Annotated in this window: 18 protein-coding genes; 14 read left to right on the forward strand and 4 right to left on the reverse strand. The window is 66.1% G+C overall.

Translation table 11 applies throughout. The annotated features are described in order from the left end of the window. The first annotated feature begins 10 nt into the window (after positions 1-10). From VK682_RS09325 to VK682_RS09370, 10 genes are all read left to right on the forward strand, one after another. Positions 11-949 carry an ABC transporter permease gene (locus tag VK682_RS09325; RefSeq protein WP_089845459.1) on the forward strand — a complete coding sequence of 313 codons (939 nt, stop codon included), beginning with the start codon at positions 11-13 and terminating at the stop codon, positions 947-949. Then, positions 946-1,854, forward strand: a complete 909-nt coding sequence (locus tag VK682_RS09330) for an ABC transporter permease (protein WP_230795697.1) — start codon at positions 946-948, stop codon at positions 1,852-1,854. The genes VK682_RS09325 and VK682_RS09330 overlap by 4 nt, the downstream gene beginning before the upstream one ends. Then, positions 1,851-2,828, forward strand: a complete 978-nt coding sequence (locus VK682_RS09335) for an ABC transporter ATP-binding protein (protein ID WP_324781722.1) — start codon at positions 1,851-1,853, stop codon at positions 2,826-2,828. The genes VK682_RS09330 and VK682_RS09335 overlap by 4 nt, the downstream gene beginning before the upstream one ends. Then, positions 2,825-3,826 (forward strand): ABC transporter ATP-binding protein, encoded by a 1,002-nt coding sequence (locus tag VK682_RS09340; protein ID WP_230795702.1) that lies wholly within the window; start codon positions 2,825-2,827, stop codon positions 3,824-3,826. Before VK682_RS09335 ends, VK682_RS09340 begins: the two co-directional genes overlap by 4 nt. Further along, positions 3,823-4,833, forward strand: coding sequence for a CoA transferase (locus VK682_RS09345; RefSeq protein WP_230795704.1), 1,011 nt, complete (start codon positions 3,823-3,825; stop codon positions 4,831-4,833). Before VK682_RS09340 ends, VK682_RS09345 begins: the two co-directional genes overlap by 4 nt. Further along, positions 4,820-6,058 carry a CaiB/BaiF CoA transferase family protein gene (locus VK682_RS09350; protein ID WP_230795706.1) on the forward strand — a complete coding sequence of 413 codons (1,239 nt, stop codon included), beginning with the start codon at positions 4,820-4,822 and terminating at the stop codon, positions 6,056-6,058. Before VK682_RS09345 ends, VK682_RS09350 begins: the two co-directional genes overlap by 14 nt. Beyond that, entirely contained in the window at positions 6,058-6,870 is an 813-nt protein-coding gene (locus VK682_RS09355) for a MaoC family dehydratase (RefSeq protein WP_230795708.1), read from the forward strand. The genes VK682_RS09350 and VK682_RS09355 overlap by 1 nt, the downstream gene beginning before the upstream one ends. After that, positions 6,867-7,970, forward strand: a complete 1,104-nt coding sequence (locus VK682_RS09360) for a mandelate racemase/muconate lactonizing enzyme family protein (RefSeq protein WP_230795710.1) — start codon at positions 6,867-6,869, stop codon at positions 7,968-7,970. Before VK682_RS09355 ends, VK682_RS09360 begins: the two co-directional genes overlap by 4 nt. Positions 7,971-8,126: 156 nt before the next feature. Beyond that, positions 8,127-8,882 carry a FadR/GntR family transcriptional regulator gene (locus VK682_RS09365; RefSeq protein ID WP_230795712.1) on the forward strand — a complete coding sequence of 252 codons (756 nt, stop codon included), beginning with the start codon at positions 8,127-8,129 and terminating at the stop codon, positions 8,880-8,882. A 27-nt stretch (positions 8,883-8,909) separates the two neighbouring features. Beyond that, a complete protein-coding gene (locus VK682_RS09370) occupies positions 8,910-9,905 on the forward strand; it encodes an MDR family oxidoreductase (RefSeq protein ID WP_324781723.1) in 996 nt (331 codons plus the stop codon). A 401-nt stretch (positions 9,906-10,306) separates the two neighbouring features. Here VK682_RS09370 and VK682_RS09375 read toward each other — a convergent pair whose 3' ends face one another. Beyond that, the gene (locus tag VK682_RS09375; RefSeq protein WP_230795714.1) at positions 10,307-10,735 is read right to left on the reverse strand and encodes a MerR family transcriptional regulator; all 429 of its coding nucleotides are present in this window, start codon (positions 10,733-10,735) and stop codon (positions 10,307-10,309) included. Between the two features lie 129 nt (positions 10,736-10,864). Here VK682_RS09375 and VK682_RS09380 point away from each other — a divergent pair, with 129 nt between their 5' ends. The 4 genes from VK682_RS09380 to VK682_RS09395 all read left to right on the forward strand — a co-directional run bounded on the left by VK682_RS09380 (position 10,865) and on the right by VK682_RS09395 (position 16,789). Then, positions 10,865-13,129, forward strand: coding sequence for a heavy metal translocating P-type ATPase (locus VK682_RS09380; protein ID WP_230795716.1), 2,265 nt, complete (start codon positions 10,865-10,867; stop codon positions 13,127-13,129). 384 nt (positions 13,130-13,513) lie between these two features. Continuing rightward, positions 13,514-14,482 (forward strand): ABC transporter substrate-binding protein, encoded by a 969-nt coding sequence (locus tag VK682_RS09385; RefSeq protein ID WP_089845485.1) that lies wholly within the window; start codon positions 13,514-13,516, stop codon positions 14,480-14,482. A 220-nt stretch (positions 14,483-14,702) separates the two neighbouring features. Next, complete coding sequence (locus VK682_RS09390) at positions 14,703-15,731, forward strand: ABC transporter permease (RefSeq protein WP_089845487.1); 1,029 nt, start codon at positions 14,703-14,705, stop codon at positions 15,729-15,731. Further along, positions 15,728-16,789 (forward strand): quaternary amine ABC transporter ATP-binding protein, encoded by a 1,062-nt coding sequence (locus VK682_RS09395; protein WP_230795718.1) that lies wholly within the window; start codon positions 15,728-15,730, stop codon positions 16,787-16,789. Before VK682_RS09390 ends, VK682_RS09395 begins: the two co-directional genes overlap by 4 nt. Before the next feature lie 111 nt (positions 16,790-16,900). Here the strand turns inward: VK682_RS09395 and VK682_RS09400 are convergent, their stop codons facing one another. From VK682_RS09400 to VK682_RS09410, 3 genes are read right to left on the reverse strand one after another with little or no spacing between them, the layout of a single operon-like run. Next, positions 16,901-18,418, reverse strand: coding sequence for a D-arabinonate dehydratase (locus VK682_RS09400; protein WP_324781724.1), 1,518 nt, complete (start codon positions 18,416-18,418; stop codon positions 16,901-16,903). Positions 18,419-18,429: 11 nt separating this feature from the next. Continuing rightward, a complete protein-coding gene (locus VK682_RS09405) occupies positions 18,430-19,440 on the reverse strand; it encodes a zinc-binding alcohol dehydrogenase family protein (RefSeq protein ID WP_324781725.1) in 1,011 nt (336 codons plus the stop codon). After that, positions 19,437-20,213, reverse strand: a complete 777-nt coding sequence (locus tag VK682_RS09410; protein WP_230795724.1) for an ATP-binding cassette domain-containing protein — start codon at positions 20,211-20,213, stop codon at positions 19,437-19,439. The genes VK682_RS09405 and VK682_RS09410 overlap by 4 nt, the downstream gene beginning before the upstream one ends. Between the last annotated feature and the right edge of the window lie 26 nt (positions 20,214-20,239).

Raw genomic sequence — 20,239 nt, forward strand, 5'->3', positions numbered from 1 at the left:
GGCACAGCGCATGGCGAAATATGTCCTCTACCGTCTGGGAGACGCGATACCCACGCTGTTTCTGGTCTTGACGCTGGTGTTCATCGCCATGCGCATTCTTCCGGGGGATCCAGCGCTTGCCGCGCTGGGTCCCATGGCGGACCCGGTCCAGCTTGCGCTCTTCCGCGAGCGCATGGGCCTGAACGAGCCGCTGCCCCTGCAATACATCTACTTCCTGTGGGACGCGATCCGGCTGGATTTTGGCAGGTCGTTCATTTCCGACGTGCCCGTGGCCGACCTGATCGCGCGGAACCTGCCGCACACGATCTATCTGACGATCGTCTCGGTCCTGATGGGCCTGTGTCTGGGCATTCCCTTCGGCGTCTTCGCCGCGACCCGGCGCAACCGCCCGCCCGACAACGCGCTGCGGATCTATTCGCTGATCGGCTACTCGATCCCGGATTTCTACCTTGCCGCGATCCTGCTGATCGTCTTCTCGCTCCAGCTTGGCTGGTTCCCCATCAATGGCGCGGGCACCGGTTTCTGGGACGGCCTGCACCACATCCTGCTGCCCGCGATGACGCTGGCGATGCTGAAATCGGCCTTCATGGGGCGGCTCACCCGCACGTCGGTGCTGGAGGTGCTGGGCCGTGACTATGTCCGCACCGCCCGGGCCAAGGGCGCGCGGGAGGGCCGGGTGATCTACCGCCACGGGCTGCGCAACGCGATGCTTCCGCTGTCCACCGGCATCGGCATCTCGATCCTTGCGACCCTGTCGGGGTCGGTGGCTGTCGAACTGGTGTTCAACCGCCCCGGCATCGGACGGCTGCTCATCGACGCGATCAGCGAACGCGACTACCCGGTCATTCAGGCCGGGGTGATGATGTTCGCCTTCTTCGTGATCCTCGTGAACCTCGTGATGGACGTTGTCTATGTCTTCGTCGATCCCCGTATCCGGATGAAATCATGACCGACCTTCGTATGGAGGAAACCTCTCCCGAGGATCTCGCCCAACGCGAGGTGCTGGCCGCCGAACCCGGCCGTTTCGACACCGTCCGGCGTGCCCTGTTCGAACGCCCTTCGACCTGTATCGCGCTGGCCGTGGTCATCCTCTTCGTGATCGTCGCCATCTTCGCGCCGCTCATCGCGCCCTATGACCCGCTGCGGCAGTCGATCCTGCAGATCAACAAGCTGCCGTCATGGGAACACTGGCTGGGCACCGACCAGTTCGGGCGGGACGTGCTGTCGCGGATGATCCACGGCTCGCGCAACTCGCTGATCTTCGGGCTGCTGTCGCCGGTCTTTGCGGCCTGCATCGGCACCATTCTCGGGGTCTCTGCGGGGTATTTCGGCGGATGGATCGACCGCGTCATCTCGCGGGTGGTCGACATGCTGATGGCCTTTCCCGAACTGCTTCTGGCCATTCTCGTGGCGGCAGCGCTGGGGGGCAGCTTCTGGAACATCGTCGTCGTCCTGACCGCCGCCTTCACCCCGGGTTTTGCCCGCGTCTCGCGCGCCTCGACGCTCGCGATCAAGCAGGAACCCTATGTGGAGGCCGCCATCGCCGCAGGTGTCCGCACCCCCGTCATCATCTTCCGCCACATCGTGCCCAACATCATGGCCCCCATCGTCGTGCTGATGGCGCTGTGGTCGGCAAGCTCGATCCGTATCGAGGCGACGCTGTCCTTCCTCGGGATCGGCACCCAGCCGCCGAACCCGTCCTGGGGCAACATCATCCGCGACGGGCTCAACGCCATGTTCACGACGCAATGGCCGATCGTGGCAGGCGGGCTCGCGATCACCATCGTCGTGCTGTCGATCTCGATCATCGGCGACTCGATCCGCGACGTTCTCGACCCGGAGACCAGCCAATGACCGAACCGCTTCTCGACATCCGCAACCTCTGCGTCGACTTCGGACCGGCCAGCAAACCGCTGCGGGTCGCCCATAACATCAGCTTTACGGTCGGCGCCGGTGAAACGGTGGGACTGGTCGGCGAAAGCGGCTCGGGCAAGTCGATGACCGCGCTGTCCGTGCTGCGCCTCGTGCCCGAGGCGGCCCGCCTGTCCGGAGAGATCCTCTATGGCGGGCGCGACCTGCTGGCGCTGCCGAAACGCGACATGCCCGAGGTGCGCGGCAAGGAGATCGGCATGGTGTTTCAGGAACCCATGTCCTCGCTCAACCCGGTCATGACGATCGGCGCGCAGATCGAGGAGGCGATCCTGCTGCACGAACGGATGCCGGCCGCAGAGCGGCGCAAGCGCGTGATCGACCTGCTGCGCCTTGTCGGGATGCCCGATCCCGAGGCGCGGGTGAACGCCTATCCCGGGCAGTTCTCGGGCGGGATGCGCCAGCGTGTCATGGCGGCCATCGCCATGGCCTGCAATCCGCGCCTGCTGATCGCGGACGAGCCGACCACCGCGCTTGACGTGACCATTCAGGCGCAGGTGCTCGCGATGATGCTCGACATCCGCGACCGGCTGAACTCGGCGATCCTGCTCATCACCCACGATCTTGGCGTTGTCGCGGAGGTCTGCGAGCGGATCGTCGTCATGTATGCGGGGCATGTTGTGGAGGACGCAGATGTCCACACGCTGTTTTCCCGGCCCCGTCACCCCTACACGCAAGGACTTCTGCAATCCGTGCCTACACTGACCGACACGCGAAAGCGTCTTTACCAGATCCCGGGCTCGGTGCCCCCGGCAGGGACGATCACCCAAGGCTGTCCGTTCCGCGCGCGCTGCCCCAAACGGCTGGACCGCTGCGCGGTCGAAATGCCGCCGATGGTCACGCAGGGCCCCAATCATCGCGCCGCCTGCTGGGCCACGGCCATGGAGGCGGTGGCATGAGCGTGCTTGTGAAGATCGAGAACCTGACCAAGACCTTTGCCGATACCAGCATGAGCCTTGGTCCGAAACGCCCGCCCGTGCGCGCCGTCGACGGCGTCAGTTTCGAGGTGATGAAGGGCGAGGCGCTGGCCGTGGTCGGGGAATCCGGCTGCGGGAAATCGACGCTGGGCCGCCTGCTGCTGCACCTCATCCAGCCCGACAGCGGCAAGATCGACTTCGAGGGCGAGGATCTGAACGCCATGGGATCCGAGCAGATCCGCCGGATGCGCCAGCGGATGCAGATGGTCTTTCAGGATCCGTTCGGCTCGCTGTCGCCGCGCCGGACCATTGCCGACATCATCGCAGAGCCGATGGACGCCTTCGGACTGTCCGGCACCCGCAAGGAGCGGCGGGAGAAAGTGGCGGAGCTTCTGCGGCAGGTGGGGCTGCCGCCCGCCTACATGGACCGCAAGCCGCGCCAGTTTTCCGGCGGGCAGCGCCAGCGCATCGGCATCGCGCGGGCGATCTCGGTCGATCCGGCCTTCATCGTGGCGGATGAACCGGTCTCCGCGCTGGATGTCTCCATTCAGGCGCAGATCATCAACCTGATGCAGGATCTGCAGGAAAGCAAAGGCTTCTCTTACCTGTTCATCGCGCATGATCTTGCCGTCGTGCGTCACATCGCCGACCGCGTCGCGGTGATGTATCTGGGGCGGATCGTCGAGCTGGGCACGAAGGAGCAGATCTATTCTGCCCCGCATCACCCCTATACCGAAGCGCTGCTGTCCGCCGCGCCCCATCCCGATCCCTCGCGGCGCACCGGGCGCATCATCCTTGAAGGCGACGTGCCCAGCCCGACAAACGTGCCGTCGGGCTGCGCCTTCCGCACCCGCTGCCCGCTGGCGCAGGAGCGCTGCGCGAAGGAACGCCCGGCCCTGCGCGAGGTCGAGCCGGGCCGCGTGACGGCCTGTCATTTCGCCATGCCTCACCCCATCGCGAACCGGAGCACCGCGGCATGAGTGCGCTGACCGACATCACCGTGCTGGACCGGTCCGGCACCGTCGCGGGCCAGTTCTGCGGCAAGCTGCTGGCCGATTTTGGCGCCGAGGTCTGGCTGGGGGATGCGGGCTCCGCCTCCCCGACCATCGCCGCCGGGGCAAAGCCGGGCAGCGCGCTCGACATCCATCTCAACCTGCACAAGCGGCGCGGCTGTCCCGCAGATCCGGATGTGGTGCTTTGCGCGCCCGACGAGACAGCGGAGGCCGCGCGGGCGCGGTTCCCCAAAGCGCTCGCCGTGCGCATCACCGGCTTTGGCGATACCGGGCCCAAGGCGGGCTGGCGCGCGCCAGAGATCGTGCTTCAGGCGCAGTCGGGCATGATGATCTCGAACGGCATCCGCGGGCGCGAGCCGCTTTACGGCGTGGCGCAGCGCGCCTCCTTCGCGGCGGGGCAGGCGGCCTATGTCCAGATCCTCGCCTCGCTGCGCGCAAGGCGGCAGGGGGCGGGCGGGGACAGCATCCGCATCGACGCGGCGGAAGTCGCGGCGACGATGTGTTTTCCCTATGTGCTGCAGACCATCTACAACGGCACCGACCGGCGCCGCGGCGATCAGGACATTCCCGCAGGAGAGGTCAAGTGCCGGGGCGCGTGGATCTGCCTCTGGGTCTATTCCAACCGCTTCGCCGCCTTGTGCAAGGCGACAGGGCTGGAGCAATGCCTGACCGATACGCGATTTGCCGAGGTGGCGGAGCGCCAGCAGAACTGGCGGGCCTTTTTCGATCTGGTGCAGGCCAAGGTTGCCGACCGCGACCCCGATGCCTTTGTGGCCGAACTTCAGGCGATGAACATCATTGCGGCCCGCGCCTACCGGATCTCTGAAATCCGCGAAAGCCGCCATCTCGCCGCGCGCGGCTACTGGCGCCGGGTCACCATCGGGGGCCGGGATTACGTGCTGCCGGGCGCGCCATTCCGGTTGAGCGAAACACCCGCACTGCCGCAGGAGGAGCGCCGCCATGCTTGTGCTTGAAGGGCTGCGCGTGGTCGAGCTGACAACCGCATGGGCCGGGCCGATGGCCGGGCGCATCCTTGCCTGGTATGGGGCCGAAAGTGTCCATATCGAAAGCCCGACCCGCACCAACACATGGAGATCGAACCGCGACGCTCCGTCGCCGCCGACCTATCCCGACCTTGATCCGGGCGACCGGCCTTGGGACCGCTGCTTCACCTTCAACTCGCAGAACGTCAACAAGCGCTCGCTGGTCGTGGATCTGAAGACGGAGGACGGGTTTGCCGCCGTTTACAGCCTGATCGGGCAGGCGGACGTGCTGATCTGCAACTTCCGCCCCGGAATGCTGGACCGTCTGGGGCTGGGCTATGACAAGCTGCACGCAGAGTTTCCGCGCCTCATCGTCATGGAAATGCCCGCGTACGGGCTGACCGGTCCGGATGCCAGCTATGCCGCACTTGGCCCCACCATGGAGATGGCCGCGGGCATGTCCGCGATGATCGCCTATCCCGGCGGGCAGCCGACAGTGACCGGGCCCAGCTATATGGATCCCATCGGCGGCTTCAACGGCGCAGCCGCGATCCTGACGGCGCTGCATCACCGCGACCACACCGGGCAGGGCCAGCATATCGAGATGGCGCAGGTCGAGGCCGCGATGCAGTTCATCGGTGCGGAGCTGATCGAGGGCCGCGATGTGGTCCCCGACGGCAACCATCTGCCCGACGCCGCCCCGCACAACGCCTATCCGGCAGAGGCCGAGGATGCGTGGATCGTCATCGCCTGTTTTTCGGACGAGGATTGGGCGCTGCTCGCGGCGCGGATCGGCGGGGCGGCGCAGGATGCACGCTTCGCCACGCTGGCCGGGCGCAAGACGCATGAGGCAGAGCTTGACCGGCTGATCGCTGACTGGACCACAGGGCAGGACCGGCACGCGCTGGCCGAGCGGCTGCAGGCTCTGGGCCTTGCCGCGGCTGCGGTGGAGACGGCGCCGGATCTGGCCGCCTCGGCCTATCTGCACGACAGGGATCATTTCACGACGCTGACCCATCCACACGCAGGCACGCATCCGCATCCGAACCTGCCGCTGCATTCGGAAACGGCGCAGGGCAGCGCCCGCAGCGCCGCCCCGGGTTATGGCGAGGGCAACGCCTATATCCTGCGCGAAGTGCTGGGCCTGCCCGAGGAGGAGGTGCGGCGGATGCTGTCCAGCGAGGCCTTTGCCGATGTGCCGGCGCCGGGGGTGTGATGGACATGCTTCCCGAACGGCTTGAGCTTACCGCCATCCTCGACCCGAAGCACCGCTACAGGGGCACCAGCCACGAAGACGCCACGGCCCGCGCCATGGGGTTCCGGGCCGCGCTGCTGCCGGGGGTCTTTGTCTACGGGCACGCGACGCGCCTTGCGGTCATGGGCTGGGGCGAGGACTGGCTGGCGCGGGGCCGCGCACAGGTCCGGTTCCGCCGCCCGGTGCATGCGGGCGATCCGCTTGTCGTCGAACGCGGCGCGCTGGTGCGGGGCGCGGATGGCGTCGACGCGCCGGTGCAGGTGTCCAACGCCGACACCGGAGACATCGTGCTGGACGGCAGCTTCGGCCTTGCCGACGCGCCCGAAGCGGCGCCTGCGCAGCTGCCGATCCTGCCAAGCCTCACCCCCCGCCGCCCCATCCTGCCCGGCGAAGTTCCCGTCGGCCTCCAGCTTGGTGCGGAGCCTTCGGTGCTTGATGCCGCCACGGTGCACGAATCCCTCGCCGATTTCCACGAGACCGAGCCGATCTATGCCGAACGGGGTCTGGTGCATTCGGGCTGCCTGATCCGCAAGACCATGGGCGATGCGCTCGGGAATCTTACCCTGCCGATGCCGGTCATCTTTACCGGTCTTTCGGTGTCGCATCTCGCCCCCGCGCCGGTGGGGGCCACCTACCGAACCTCGTCCTGCCTGACCCGAAGCTGGGACGCGCGCGGCAAGCATTACTTCGAAACCGACGAGTGGCTGATTGCCGATGGCGTGCCGGTCGCACGGCATCTCCGCCAGAACCTATATGCAATGGACACCAAATGAAGATCGCGAAACTCGAAACTTTCTGCACCCCGCTGATCGGCTTCCTGCGGGTCACCACGGAGTGCGGGGCACAGGGCTGGGGGCAGGTCTCGACCTATAATGCCGACATTTCCTGCACGGTCTTTCACCGGCAGGTCGCGCGCCATGCACTCGGGGCGGATGCGACCGATATCGCCGGTCTGGTGCAGCGCATTGGCGATGCGGAACTGAAATTCCCGGGCACCTATCTGCGCCGCGCGACCGGTGCGCTGGATACCGCGCTGTGGGATCTGCGCGGCAAGGCCGAGGGCAAGCCCGTCACCGCCCTTCTGGGTGGCACACCCGGCCCGCTGCGGGTCTATGGCTCGTCCATGCGCCGCGACATCACCGCCGCGGACGAGGCGGCGCGTCTGTGCCACCTGCGGGACACGCTGGGGATCGATGCCTTCAAGTGGCGTGTCGGCAAGGAAGCGGGCCGCGATATCGACAAATGGCCGGGCCGCACCGAAGAAATCGTGCCCCATGTCAGCAAGGCACTGGGCGACGGTGTGACCAAGCTCGTCGATGCCAATTCCGGCTTCTCGCCGACCCGCGCGATCGAGGTGGGGCGGATGCTTGAGGATCACGGCATCAGCCATTTCGAGGAACCCTGCCCCTACTGGGAACATGACTGGACGCGGCAGGTCACCGAAGCCCTGTCGATCGACGTGACCGGCGGTGAACAGGATTGCGAGCTGTCCTCATGGCAGTCCATCATCGGCAAGCGCTGCGTGAACGTGGTGCAGCCGGACGTGCTGTATCTGGGCGGGATGTGCCGCACGCTCGAGGTTGCCCGCATGGCGGCTGGGGCCGGGATGACCTGCACGCCGCATTCGGCCAACCACGGCCTTGTCACGCTGTGCGCCATGCACATCCTTCGCGCCATTCCCAACGCGGGCCCCTATCTCGAATACTCGATCGAGGGGCCTTACACCCAGCAATGGGCCGATCACCTGTTCGTCGAGCGTCCCTATGCGGTCCGCGACGGTCAGGTCGAGGTTTCGGACGCGCCGGGCTGGGGGATCGAGGTGGCCCCGGCATTTCTGGAAAAAGCCGCCTATGCCGTGACCGAAGCCGCCTAGGCCCGGTTTCGGAAGCTCTGGACATGATCCGCGCCGCCGAAAGCTCTGCGGAGGTCGGCGGCGCGGCATGAGAATGGCATGATTAACCTATTTGTCAGACCTTTTAATCTTTTGCCGCCGATGCTAGCCTCTGCGTCATCAATACAAGGGGGCGGCATGGCGCTGCGCGGTGAACTTCAGACCGGCGGTATCGTCCGCGACGGGCTGTCGCGGCAGGTGGCGGACCAGCTGCGTGCGGCCATTGTCGAAGGACGGCTGAAGGTCGACGACCGACTGCCGAACGAGGACGGGCTTGCGCAGCATTTCGGCGTGTCGCGGGCCACCATCCGCGAGGCGCTGAAAATCCTTGCGGCGCAGAACCTGATCCGGTCGCGGCGCGGCCCGGCGGGCGGCACCTTCGTATCGCGCCCCGATCCGCAGGGGCTGGGATCCGCGATTGCCGACGCGGCCATGCTGCTGGTGGGCACTGGCGACATCGGCATGGAGGACATGCTGACCGCACGCGCGGAAACCGAGGCCGTATGCTGCCGCCTTGCCGCCCGCGCGCACACCGTCGAGGATCTTGCCGCGCTGCGTGCCGAGCTGGCGCTGCAGCGCGACCCGAGCCTGCGTGACGAAGAATTCTGCGCCTCTGACCTGCGGTTTCACCGCGCGCTGGTGCAGGCCACGCACAACCCGCCGCTGAAGCTGATGATGTATGCGGTGATCGAAAGCTTCATTCCGGTGACCAACATGCTGATCTACCGCGACCATGAACGGCGTCTTTCGGTCGACCTGCATGAGGCGATCACCGACGCGGTCGCGGCGGGGGAGGGCCCCCGCGCCGCCGAACTGATGGCCCGCCACCTTGAGGGGATGCGCGGCCTGCTGACTGCCACGCTTGACCGCCGCGCCGCCGGGCCTGCGGTCTGAACCATCCATCCCGGGAGGAGACAGGGAATGAGCGACAGCTTTCGCGCCATGATGATCACCGATGTCGAGGGCAAGCCCAAGGCGGGCTTTGCCGACATCACCCAAGCCGATCTGCCCGAGCACGAGGTGCTGGTCGAGATCGCCTATTCGACGCTGAACTACAAGGACGGGCTGGCCCTGTCCGGCAAGGGCCGGATCGCGCGGCGGCGGCCCATGGTGGCGGGCATCGACCTTGCCGGGACCGTGGTCGAAAGCGCCTCGCCCGACTGGGTGCCGGGCGACAAGGTGGTGGTGAACGGCTGGGGCCTGTCGGAAACCGAATGGGGCGGCTACAGCCGGTATCAGCGGCTGAAACCGCAATGGCTGACCCGGCTGCCCGAGGAGTTCACCGCGCAGCAGGCGATGGCGATCGGCACGGCGGGCTATACGGCGGCGCTCTGCGTCGATGCGCTGGAACGCTGGGGCGCGATCCGTCCCGGCGGCGGCGAGGTGCTGGTGACCGGGGCGGCGGGCGGCGTGGGATCCACCGCGATCAGCCTGCTGGCGGCCAAGGGCTATACCGTCACCGCCGCCACCGGACGGCCCGAAACCCATGATTACCTTGCCGGGCTGGGCGCCAGCGGCTTTGTCGCGCGGGCCGATCTGGCAGAGCCGGGCGGCGCGCTGCAAAAGGAACACTGGGCCGGGGCGGTCGACAGCGTGGGGTCGACCACGCTGGCCAATGTGCTGGCGCAGACCAGTTATGGCGGCGCCGTTGCGGCCTGCGGTCTGGCGGGGGGCATGGATCTGCCAGCCTCGGTGGCGCCGCATATCCTGCGCGGCATCGCCCTGCTGGGCATCGACAGCGTGATGGCGCCGCAGGACAGACGCGCAAGGGCATGGGCGCTGCTGGCGGCGCATCTGGACAAGGCCAAGCTCGACACCATCGCGCGGGTCGAGCCGATGTCAAACCTGCCGCAGCTGGCAGAGGACATCGTCGCGGGCCGGATCCGGGGCCGCGTGGTCATCGACGTGACCGGCTGACCTGACATCGCGGCGGGCCGGGAGATGTCTCGGCCCCCGTCGGTCATCCCGCCACAGCCTCGCCCCGTTCGACAAATACAGCGCGCCGTTCGCCTGACTTCCGGCATCGCCACCACGGCGCATAGTGCCATGACGGCTTGGCGACAAAGCACCCCCTCCACGTCACCCCGATGCAGGAGCAGGTGGTCACCGGTCGAGAGGATGGTGCCGCGCAGCAGGGCCTCGCCCTCGCGTTCTCTCCGTCGGCGCGAATTGCCGGCCGATTTCGCCGCCGACGCCAAAGTGAGCATGGGTGGAGCCTGTGACACGCGACGGCAGAGCGATCCGTCTCACCCCCAAAGCCCCGCGCCCCCATGGCCAGAGCGCGAAACAGCTGGCGATTTCCGCAAGGGCCACCGACATCAGAGGTCAAGCCCCTTGTGGTCGGAGAGGCATTCCTCGTGGTCGCGCAGGACTTCAAGGATGCGGCAGTCCGCGACCCGGTCGCTATGGCATTCGCTGATCATCCGCTGAAGCTCGGCCTTCAGAGACTGCAGCCGGGCAATGCGCGCTTCGACCGCTTTCAGTTGCCTCTGGGCCACCGCGTCAATCTGCGCGCAGGACTTTTCCGGGCTGTCGGACAGATCCAGCAGCTCGCGGATGGCCTCCAGCGGGAAGCCGAGGTCGCGGGAGTGGCGGATGAACGCCAGCCGGTCCAGCTCGGCGGCGCCATAGCGGCGCTGGCCGCCATCGGTCCGGCCCGGTTCGGGCATCAGCCCGATCTGCTCGTAATAGCGCACGGTCTGCACCTTGGTCCCGGTCCGTTTGGCCAATGTCCCGATCGACAGCATGAGCCCACCCTCCAGCCTTGTCTTGCCCTACGCCGCTGCGGGTCCGGAGTTTTCCAAAAAATGGCTTGAACCTACAGTTGCTGTAGCTCCTATAGCGATGTCCAGCCGGGACTCACAAGGGGATGCACCATGTCGGTTGGAATGAGGACAGAGCATGAATGGCGGGTGACGGGCATGGATTGCGGTGCCTGCGCGGCGAAAGTCCGGGGTGCGGTCGAACGTCTTCCCGGGGTCGCGGATGTCGATGTCGCCGTTATGGCCGAGCGGCTGCGCCTGATGCTGGATGCATCGCAGACCTCGCCCGAAAGCATAGAGATGGCCGTGCGTGGTGTCGGCTTCGGCATCGCTGCCAAAGGCGCGCAGCCCGAAACGCCGAAAACTGGCTTCGTTCTGCCGGATGGGGCGTTCCCCGCGGTCGCGATCACGCCTGCCGCGGATCCTGCGCCGCAAGACGACGCACCGTCCGGAGATGCCCCGGCGCCGTCATGGCACCAGACCGCAAAGGGCAGGCTGGTGATCGGCACCGGGATCCTGCTTGCGGCGGCTTGGGCAGCGCGCCTTGTCCTGACGGCGGATGTCGCGCATTGGGGATTTGTCCTCGCCACTCTGATCGGGCTTTTCCCCGTCGCCCGGCGCGCCTTGGCGATGGCGCGGGCGCGCATGCCCTTTACCATCGAGATGCTGATGTCCATCGCCGTCAGCGGGGCGCTGGTGATCGGCGAACCCGAGGAGGCCGCGCTGGTCGTTTTCCTGTTCGCGGTCGGCGAACTGCTGGAAAGCGTGTCGACCGGAAAGGCCCGTGACAGCATCCGCGCGCTCTCGAAGCTTGTGCCGAAAACCGCGCGGCTCGAGGAGGGGCGCGGGACGCGCGAGATTGCGGCCGACCGGCTCGGTCTGGGTCAGGTCGTGCAGGTGCGCCCCGGCGACCGCGTGCCCTGCGACGGCGAGGTGATCGAGGGCACGTCCGGTGTAGACGAAAGCCCCGTGACCGGCGAGAGCGTGCCCAGCCTCAAAGAGCCCGGATCGCAGATCTTTGCCGGGTCGATCAACACCGAGGCGGTGCTGCGGGTCCGGGTCACGAAGACGGCGGAGGACAATACCATCGCCCGCATCGTGCGGCTTGTGGCCGAGGCCGAAAGCGCCCGCGCGCCGACCGAGCGCTTCATCGACCGGTTCAGCCGCGTCTATATGCCTGCCGTCGTGGGCGCGGCCCTGATGGTGGCCCTCATCCCGCCGCTGGCCTTCGGGCTGTCCTGGAGTGACTGGAGCTACCGCGCGCTGGCGCTGCTGCTGATCGGCTGCCCCTGCGCGCTGGTGATCTCTGTCCCGGCCTCCATCGCTTCGGCGCTGTCGACGGGCGCGCGCAACGGATTGCTGATGAAGGGCGGGCGGGTGATCGAGGCTGCGGCGCGGATCACCCATGTCGCCTTCGACAAGACCGGCACGCTGACCCATGGCAGGCCGCGCGTCACCGACATGGTCGAACTGGCTGGACGCAAGGCCGAGTTTCTGGGTCTGGCTGCCGGTGTCGAGAGCGGCGCAAGTCATCCGCTCGGTCAGGCGATCTGCGCCGAAGCTGAAAGGCAGGGCGTGACCCCGTCCGTGGCCACCGCTGCCCGGGCGCTTCCCGGACAGGGCGCGGAGGCATCGATAGCTGGCGTGACGGTCCGCGTCGGCTCTCCGAGGCTGGCAGAGCATCTCGGCGCGCTGACGGAGGAAAGCCGGAATCGCATCGCCACGCTGGAGAGCGAGGGCAAGACGGTGGTCATCGTGCTTTGCGAGAACGTGGCTCAGGGCCTCATCGCGCTGCGGGATGAGCCTCGCGCCGATGCCGCCGAAGCGATCGCGCAGCTGAAAGATCTCGGCCTGACCTCTGTCATGCTGACCGGGGACAACCCGCGCACCGCAGCGGCTGTCGCCGGGCGCCTTGGCATCGACCACCGCGCGGGCCTCTTGCCCGAAGACAAGGTGGCAGCGCTCGGTGATTTGGCCTCCGGAGCGCGGGTCATGATGATTGGCGACGGGATCAACGACGCACCTGTGCTGGCCGCCGCGCATGTTGGCGTCGCCATGGGCTCGGGCACCGACGTGGCGCTGGAGACAGCCGATGCCGCCATCCTGCGCAACCGGGTCACGGATGCGGCGGGAATGATCCGCCTTGCCCGCGCGACCATGACAAACATCCGCCAAAACATCGCCATTGCTCTCGGGCTGAAGGCTGTCTTTCTGGCCACGACGGTTCTGGGCATCACCGGCCTGTGGATCGCGATCCTCGCTGATACCGGCGCCACGGTGCTGGTCACGCTGAATGCCCTCCGGCTGCTCACCTTCCGCCCGTCGAAAGTGTCGGGCGGTGACGCTGGCCAAGCTGGGGAAATATCCCGGCTGGCCTGAGGGCCTGAACTGGATGCGCCGAATTCGCTCACCCTGAGGAGGAGATTCCGCGTGGGCGACGCGATCCCGAGCGAGGCGTATCCGACTGGAATGCCGCCGGAAAATGCTGACGCGCCGTGCCGCGCGTCACGTGATCCACGTGCGCCGCACCCCTTTTGTCTTGACCGCCCGATGGACGCTGGCCGAGGCGGGATCTTGCAAACGGGTTGCACTACCTGCGCAAACCTGTTTCGTTTCGGCAATAGTTTGCCCATTTACGCCCCCCGGACTGCGCGTGCTGTCCGACTGGCGCAGGCTCTTAGTCTTGGCGCGATGGCGCCATGTTCGCGTGTCGCACCCTTTTTGGGGGCACCAGCAACGAACACAAACCAAGGAGATGTCGATATGAAACGTTACTTTCTGGGAACCGCTCTGGTCGCGGCGATGCCGGTGGCTGCAGCCGCGCAGGACTGCGGTGAGGTCTCGATCGCGGAGATGAACTGGGCGTCGGCGCAGATCGTCGTGGCCGTCTCCGAATTCATTCTGACGCAGGGCTATTCCTGTGACGTCACCGTGGTCCCTTCGGACACCACCCCCGCCGTGACCTCGCTGTCGGAGAACAACGAGCCCGACGTCGTGCCCGAGATGTGGCCGAACTCGGCAGGCGCCGCCTACGAAAAGCTGAAGGAAAACGGCCGGATCGTCGAGCTGACCAACGTGCTTGATCCCGGCGGCGTCGAAGGCTGGTGGATCCCCACCTATCTGGCCGAAGAACACCCCGAGCTGACCACGATCGAGGGCGTGCTCGCAAATCCCGAGCTGGTCGGCGGCATGTTCAACAACTGCCCGGATGGCTGGGGCTGCCGGATCGTCAGCGACAACCTTGCCCGCGCCTACGATCTGGAAGGCAACGGGATCGAGGTGTTCAACCACGGCTCTGGCGAGACGCTCGCGACCTCCATGGCCTCGGCCTATGAGAACGAGGAGCCTTGGTTCGGCTATTACTGGGGTCCGACCACGCCGCTTGGCAAGTTCGACATGACGAGCGTCGATCTTGGCGATTACGACGAGGAGGCGCATGCCGCCAACCAGAACGCCGACACCCCCGATCCGAAGCCGTCGGCCTTTCCGACCGCGCCGATCCTCACGGTCATGACCAAGGATTTCAGCGACAACAACCCCGAACTGGCCGACTTCTTCAGCAAGGTCTCGTTCAAGACGTCCGAGATGAGCCAGCTGCTGGCGTGGCAGGACGAGAACAACGCCTCGACGGAAGAGGCGGCGGTCTACTACCTCCAGAACAACAAGGAAGTCTGGAGCGAATGGCTGAATGACGAGGCCCGCGGCAACCTGTCCTCGCTGCTGGAGCAGTAAGCGCAGGGCCATGCGGAAACTGGCGGGGAGGCAGGACTGGCTCCCCGCCGGACCAATGGCCCGCTGGTGGTCCGGCACAAGGACTGCCGCAGACATTGCGGCAGGGCAGGACCGGCTGCGGCGCGAGCCCGGTCATGCTGAGACCGCAGGGCTCTGGTCGCGGTGAACAGGTGACCCGAAAACAGTCAGACGGTCCGTTGCGGATCCGGGAAAGCAAAAGATGGCGACATACGATTTTCTCTTCGACACGACAGGCCTGAGAGGCTGGTGCGGAGAGGAGCAGGGCGGCGGGCTCAGTTCCATGGCCGATCTCATGGGGCAGGCCGGGGGGCCGACTGAAACCAGCCTATGGGATCTGCCCTTCCCGTCGCTGGATGCCCTGCACGAGGCGTGCAGCGCCATCCCGCAGTCGCGCGACCTGACCCGCGGGCTGGAACGCGGCTTTCTCGACATCAAGGACAGTCTCAAGGTCGTGGTCGATCCGCTGACCCAGCCGCTGAGCTGGGCGCTGGAAAACGCGCTCTGGATCATGCAGGCGGTGCCGTGGTGGATCATGATCCCGGTCCTGCTGCTGATCACCTGGGCGGTGGGCCGGTCGGGCAGGCTGGTGGCGCTGGTCGCGGCCTGTTTCGGCTTTCTCGCCTTCATAGATTTCTATGACCATACGATGCAGACGCTGGCGATCATCTTTGTCTGCGCCTTCATATGTGTCCTTCTGGGCGTGCCCATCGGCATCGCCATGTCGCGCAGCGACCGGGTGCAGAGGGGGCTGATCCCGGTTCTGGACATGCTGCAGACGCTGCCGCCCTTCGTCTACCTGATCCCGCTGATCTTTCTGTTTTCCGTCACCGAGCCGAAGCTCTACGGCATCGCCATCATCCTTTACGCCATCGTGCCGGTGGTGCGGCTGACCGATCTTGGCATCCGCCTTGTCGACAAGGATGTGATCGAGGCTGCCGATGCCTTCGGCATGAGCAAACGGCAGAAGCTGTTCGGCGTGCAGATCCCGCTCGCGCTGCCCAACATCATGGCCGGGGTCAACCAGACCATCATGATGAGCCTTGCCATGGTGGTCATCGCCTCGCTGGTCTCTGCGCCGGGTCTTGGCGTTCTGGTCCTGCGTGGCATCCGCAGTCTGGAACTGGGCGTCGGCCTGCTGTCCGGGCTCGGCATCGTGCTGCTTGCCATCATCCTCGACCGGGTCACCAAGGCGGCGCTGGCGCGGATCAACGCGGAGCAGAAGTCATGAGCGGCGATATCAAGATCTCGGTGCGCAACCTTTACAAGATCTTCGGCAACAATCCCCGCGACGCGCTGGCCAAGGTCCGCGCGGGCATGGGCAAGACCGAGCTGCAGCGCGAGACCGGCCATGTGCTGGGGCTGAACGACATCAATGTCGACATGCCGTCGGGCAAGACGACCGTCATCATGGGGCTTTCGGGGTCGGGGAAATCCACCCTGATCCGCCACCTCAACCGGCTGATCGAGCCGACGGCGGGCGAGGTCCATGTGAATGGCGAGAATATCCTGACCTACGGCGAACGCCGCCTGCGACAGCTTCGACAGAAAGAGATGTCGATGGTGTTCCAGAAATTCGCGCTGCTGCCGCACCGGACGGTGCTGGAGAATGCCGGCACCTCGTGGCAGATCGCGGGCAAGAGCAAACGCGACTATGCCGACGAGGCGCGGAAATGGCTCAACCGCGTGGGTCTTGAAGGGCAGGGCGACCAGTATCCCGCCCAGCTTTCGGGGGGCATGCAGCAGCGGGTCGGCATCGCCCGGGCGCTGACCTCGAATTCGGACATCATGCTGATGGACGAGGCGTTTTCGGCGCTTGATCCGCTTATCCGGACGGACATGCAGGATCTTCTGGTCGAATTGCAGAACGAGCTGGCCAAGACCGTGATCTTCATCACCCATGATCTCGACGAAGCCCTGAAGCTGGCCGATCATCTGGTCATCCTGAAGGATGGGCTTGTGGTGCAGCAGGGCGAGCCGCAGAATATCCTGCTCAACCCGAGCGATCCCTATATCGAGGCCTTCGTGAGCGACATCAACCGCGCGCGGGTGCTGCGGGTGCGGTCGATCATGGAAAAGACCTCCGATCTGCCGGGCGCCGTGGCCGGAGAGATCGATTATGACGCCACGCTGGAATCGGTGATCGCGGTGTCAAAAGGCGACACCACGCATAATTACCGCGTCATGCAGAGCGGTCGGCAGGTGGGTGTGCTGCACATGCAGGATCTTGTCCGCGCCTTGGTGCCGCTCAAGCCGGGCGAGAGGACCGCAGGTCAGCAAACCCGCTGATCTGGCGATCACGGACAATGCCGCCGACCGCTGCTGCACCGGGCTTGTTCGTCACGGTGCAGTGGCGGCCCGCAGCCAGCACGGTCTGCGGCCCGCTTTGTGCCGGGGCGGTCACATCACCGCGCCGATCTGCCAGGGCACAAATTCTACCGCGCCAAAGCCCTGCGCCTCGCTCTTGGTTTCTTCGCCCGAAGCCACCCGCAGCATCAGATCGAAGATCTCCTGCCCCTTTGCCTCAAGGCTGACGCCGTCGAGAATGTCGCCGCAGTTGACGTCCATATCCATCTGCATCCGCCGCCAGAGATCGGGGTTGGACGCAATCTTGATCCCGGGCACCGGCTGGTAGCCCGACACGCTGCCGCGCCCGGTGGTGAAGGCGATGAGGTTCGCGCCCGACGCGGTCTGCCCGGTCACCGAACAGGGGTCGTAGCCGGGGCTGTCCATGAAGACAAAGCCCGCGCGGTCAATGGGTTCCGCGAATTTGTAGACGCCGGACAGCGGCGCGCTGCCGCCCTTTGCCACGGCGCCCAGCGATTTTTCAAGGATCGTCGTCAGCCCGCCGCGCTTGTTGCCGGGGGACGGGTTGTTGTCCATCTCGCCGAAATTGCGGGCGGTGTAATCCTCCCACCACTCGATCAGGTCAACGATCTTGCGCCCGGTGCCTTCGTCCACGGCCCGGCGGGTCAGAAGGTGTTCGGCGCCATAGATCTCGGAGGTTTCCGACAGGATCGAGGTGCCGCCATGCCGCACCAGCAGGTCGGAGGCCACGCCAAGCGCCGGGTTTGCGGTGATGCCGGAATAACCGTCCGATCCGCCGCATTGCATGCCCAGCACCAGATGGCGGGCGGAGGCCGGGGCGCGCGTGGCCTTGTTCGCCTCCCCGGCCAGGTCCCGAAGAAGGCCCAGTCCCTTGTCCACGGTGGCCTTCGTGCCGCCCTCGTGCTGGATGGTCATGTAGCGGAACCGGGCGCTGTCCTTCAGCGCCTTGCGGTCGATCAGGTCCGGGATCTGCATCACCTCGCAGCCAAGGCCGACCATCAGGATCGCGCCGAAATTCGCGCTGTGACCATAGCCCGCAAGGGTCCGGAACAGGGTCTCGTAGCCCTCGCCCTTGCCCGACATGCCGCAGCCGGATCCGTGCACGATCGGCACGATCCCATCCACGTTGGGAAATTCCGCCAGAAGATCCGCGCGTTGGGCGGCCTCGGCGATGAAGCGCGCCACCGAACCCGCGCAGTTGACCGAAGTCAGGATGCCCAGATAGTTCCGCGTCCCCACCCGGCCCGAGGGGCGGTGAAAGCCAAGAAACTCCGCCTCCGTCTCCGCTGCGGGCAGCGGCTTTGCCGCCGTGCCAAAGGCGTAATCCTGCTTGTGCGCCCCCATGCCAAGGTTCTGCACATGCACATGCGCCCCTGCCGGGATCGCGGCGGTGGTGGTGCCGATGATCTGGCCGTATTTCAGGATCGATTCACCCGCCGCGACATCGCGCAGGGCAATCTTGTGGCCAGCCGGGATCGGCTCGCGCGCGGTGATGCCGCCGGGCAGGCCGGTGCCCGCAGGCACGGCGCGCAGCGCGACGAGGACGTTGTCCGCCTCATGCAGGCAGATCGCAAAGGGTTGGTCGGTCATGTCGCTGTCCTTCACGGTGTCACCAGCACCTTGATGAGGTGATCGCGCGCCTTGGTGAGGTCCGCAAATTGCGCGGGCAGATCCGCCAGCGGCAGCACCGCCGAGGCGATGGCGTCGGTCGGCACCTCTCCGGCGCGGATGGCGGCCATGACGCGGTCAAAATCCGCCTTGAGCGCGTTGCGGCTGCCGATGATCTGGCTCTCGCGCTTGTGGAACTCTGAATCGGCGAAGGTGATGCTTTCTTTCACCACGCTGACCAGCACGGTGATGCCGCCATGGGCCACCAGCGGAAATCCCGCCTCGATGGCTGTGGCATTGCCGGTGGCGTCAAAGACCGCGTCAAACCCTTCGGCCAGATCGCCGGTCAGGATCGTGTCGCCGGGCTGGTGGGTGTCGTGAAAGCCGAAAAGCTCGGCTGCCGCCGACAGGCGCTTGGCGCTGAGATCCATCAGATGCACCTTGGCCCCGGCGATCCGGGCAAAAAGTGCGGTGCCAAGCCCGATGGGGCCTGCCCCTGTGACCAGCACGCGATCGCCTGCGCCACAGCCGGACCGGGCCACCGCATGGGCACCGATGGCGAGGAATTCGACCATCGCGGCCTGCACCGGTGTCAGCCCCTCGGCGGGGTAGAGGTTCTGTTCCGGCACCGCGATCCGCGCGCACATGCCGCCATCGGTGTGAACGCCAAGCACCGCGATGGCGCTGCAGCAGTTGGGCTTGCCCCTCTGGCAGGCGCGGCAGGTTCCGCAGGAGATATAGGGGTTCACCACCACCAGCTGACCGGCATCGGGCCCGTCCGCCAGATGGCCGGACAGTTCATGCCCGATCACCCGGGGGTAGTTCAGGAAGGGATGCTTGCCCTCGAAGATATGATAGTCGGTGCCGCAGATGCCGATGGCGGCGATATCGACAAGGCGATAACCCTCCGGCGCCTGTTCTGGCCTCGTCCGCTGTTCCAGCGCGAAGGTTCCGGGTTCCACGCAGACGCCGCAGGTCATCTGTCCTTGGGAAAGATCTTTCATTGTGCTGCCTCCAGATTGCGGGCGGACCAGTCGGCGGGCAGTTCGCCCTTCACGATCAGGCTCAGCACGTCGTCCTTGGTCACCGCGTCGATGTCGTGGGTGCCCACAAGACTGCCCTTGTTCATCACCACCACCCGGTTGCAGAGCTCGAAGACGTCATGCATGTCGTGGCTGACCAGCAGGATGCCGATGCCTTCGGCCTGCAGCTGCCGGATCAGATCGGCAACCATCGCGGTTTCCGACGGCCCCAGCGCCGCCGTGGGTTCGTCCATGATCAGAATCTTGGTGTCGAAATAGATCGCCCGGGCAATCGCGATCACCTGACGCTGCCCGCCGGACAGCGACGAGACCGGATCGGACAGGTTCTTGAAGTTCGGGTTCAGGCGCGCCAGCACCTTGCGGCTTTCTTCCAGCATGCGGGTGTCGTCCAAATTGCCGAAGCGCGTCTTCAGCTCGCGCCCCAGAAACAGGTTCGACGGCGCGTCCAGATGGTCGGCCAGCGCCAGTGTCTGATAGATCGTCTCGATCCCTGCCTTGCGCGCCTCGTTCGGGTCGCTGAAGGTCACGGGCGTGCCGTTCACCCGGATCTCGCCCGCGCTGGGGAGCATGGCACCGGCCAGAATGCGCATCAGGCAGGATTTGCCCGCGCCGTTGTGACCCAGCACGCCGACCACCTCGCCGGGATAAAGATCAAGCGAGACATGATCCACCGCCCGCACCCCGCCAAAGTGCTTTTCGATGCCGATCATCTCTACCAAAGGGGTCTGTGCCATGGTCTGCCTTTCTGCCGGGCCGTTCA

This window comes from Salipiger marinus, from assembly GCF_035481585.1.
In the GTDB taxonomy this organism is placed as follows: domain Bacteria; phylum Pseudomonadota; class Alphaproteobacteria; order Rhodobacterales; family Rhodobacteraceae; genus Salipiger; species Salipiger marinus.

Bases quoted from the DNA above. Each gene is read 5' to 3' on its own strand.
- VK682_RS09345 (WP_230795704.1), top strand. From the start codon at position 3,823: ATGAGTGCGCTGACCGACATCACCGTGCTGGACCGGTCCGGCACCGTC.
- VK682_RS09350 (WP_230795706.1), top strand. From the start codon at position 4,820: ATGCTTGTGCTTGAAGGGCTGCGCGTGGTCGAGCTGACAACCGCATGG.
- VK682_RS09405 (WP_324781725.1), bottom strand. From the start codon at position 19,440: ATGAAAGATCTTTCCCAAGGACAGATGACCTGCGGCGTCTGCGTGGAA.
- VK682_RS09340 (WP_230795702.1), top strand. From the start codon at position 2,825: ATGAGCGTGCTTGTGAAGATCGAGAACCTGACCAAGACCTTTGCCGAT.
- VK682_RS09325 (WP_089845459.1), top strand. From the start codon at position 11: ATGGCGAAATATGTCCTCTACCGTCTGGGAGACGCGATACCCACGCTG.
- VK682_RS09355 (WP_230795708.1), top strand. From the start codon at position 6,058: ATGGACATGCTTCCCGAACGGCTTGAGCTTACCGCCATCCTCGACCCG.
- VK682_RS09360 (WP_230795710.1), top strand. From the start codon at position 6,867: ATGAAGATCGCGAAACTCGAAACTTTCTGCACCCCGCTGATCGGCTTC.
- VK682_RS09400 (WP_324781724.1), bottom strand. From the start codon at position 18,418: ATGACCGACCAACCCTTTGCGATCTGCCTGCATGAGGCGGACAACGTC.
- VK682_RS09395 (WP_230795718.1), top strand. From the start codon at position 15,728: ATGAGCGGCGATATCAAGATCTCGGTGCGCAACCTTTACAAGATCTTC.
- VK682_RS09385 (WP_089845485.1), top strand. From the start codon at position 13,514: ATGAAACGTTACTTTCTGGGAACCGCTCTGGTCGCGGCGATGCCGGTG.
- VK682_RS09380 (WP_230795716.1), top strand. From the start codon at position 10,865: ATGTCGGTTGGAATGAGGACAGAGCATGAATGGCGGGTGACGGGCATG.
- VK682_RS09390 (WP_089845487.1), top strand. From the start codon at position 14,703: ATGGCGACATACGATTTTCTCTTCGACACGACAGGCCTGAGAGGCTGG.
- VK682_RS09335 (WP_324781722.1), top strand. From the start codon at position 1,851: ATGACCGAACCGCTTCTCGACATCCGCAACCTCTGCGTCGACTTCGGA.
- VK682_RS09330 (WP_230795697.1), top strand. From the start codon at position 946: ATGACCGACCTTCGTATGGAGGAAACCTCTCCCGAGGATCTCGCCCAA.
- VK682_RS09410 (WP_230795724.1), bottom strand. From the start codon at position 20,213: ATGGCACAGACCCCTTTGGTAGAGATGATCGGCATCGAAAAGCACTTT.
- VK682_RS09370 (WP_324781723.1), top strand. From the start codon at position 8,910: ATGAGCGACAGCTTTCGCGCCATGATGATCACCGATGTCGAGGGCAAG.
- VK682_RS09375 (WP_230795714.1), bottom strand. From the start codon at position 10,735: ATGCTGTCGATCGGGACATTGGCCAAACGGACCGGGACCAAGGTGCAG.
- VK682_RS09365 (WP_230795712.1), top strand. From the start codon at position 8,127: ATGGCGCTGCGCGGTGAACTTCAGACCGGCGGTATCGTCCGCGACGGG.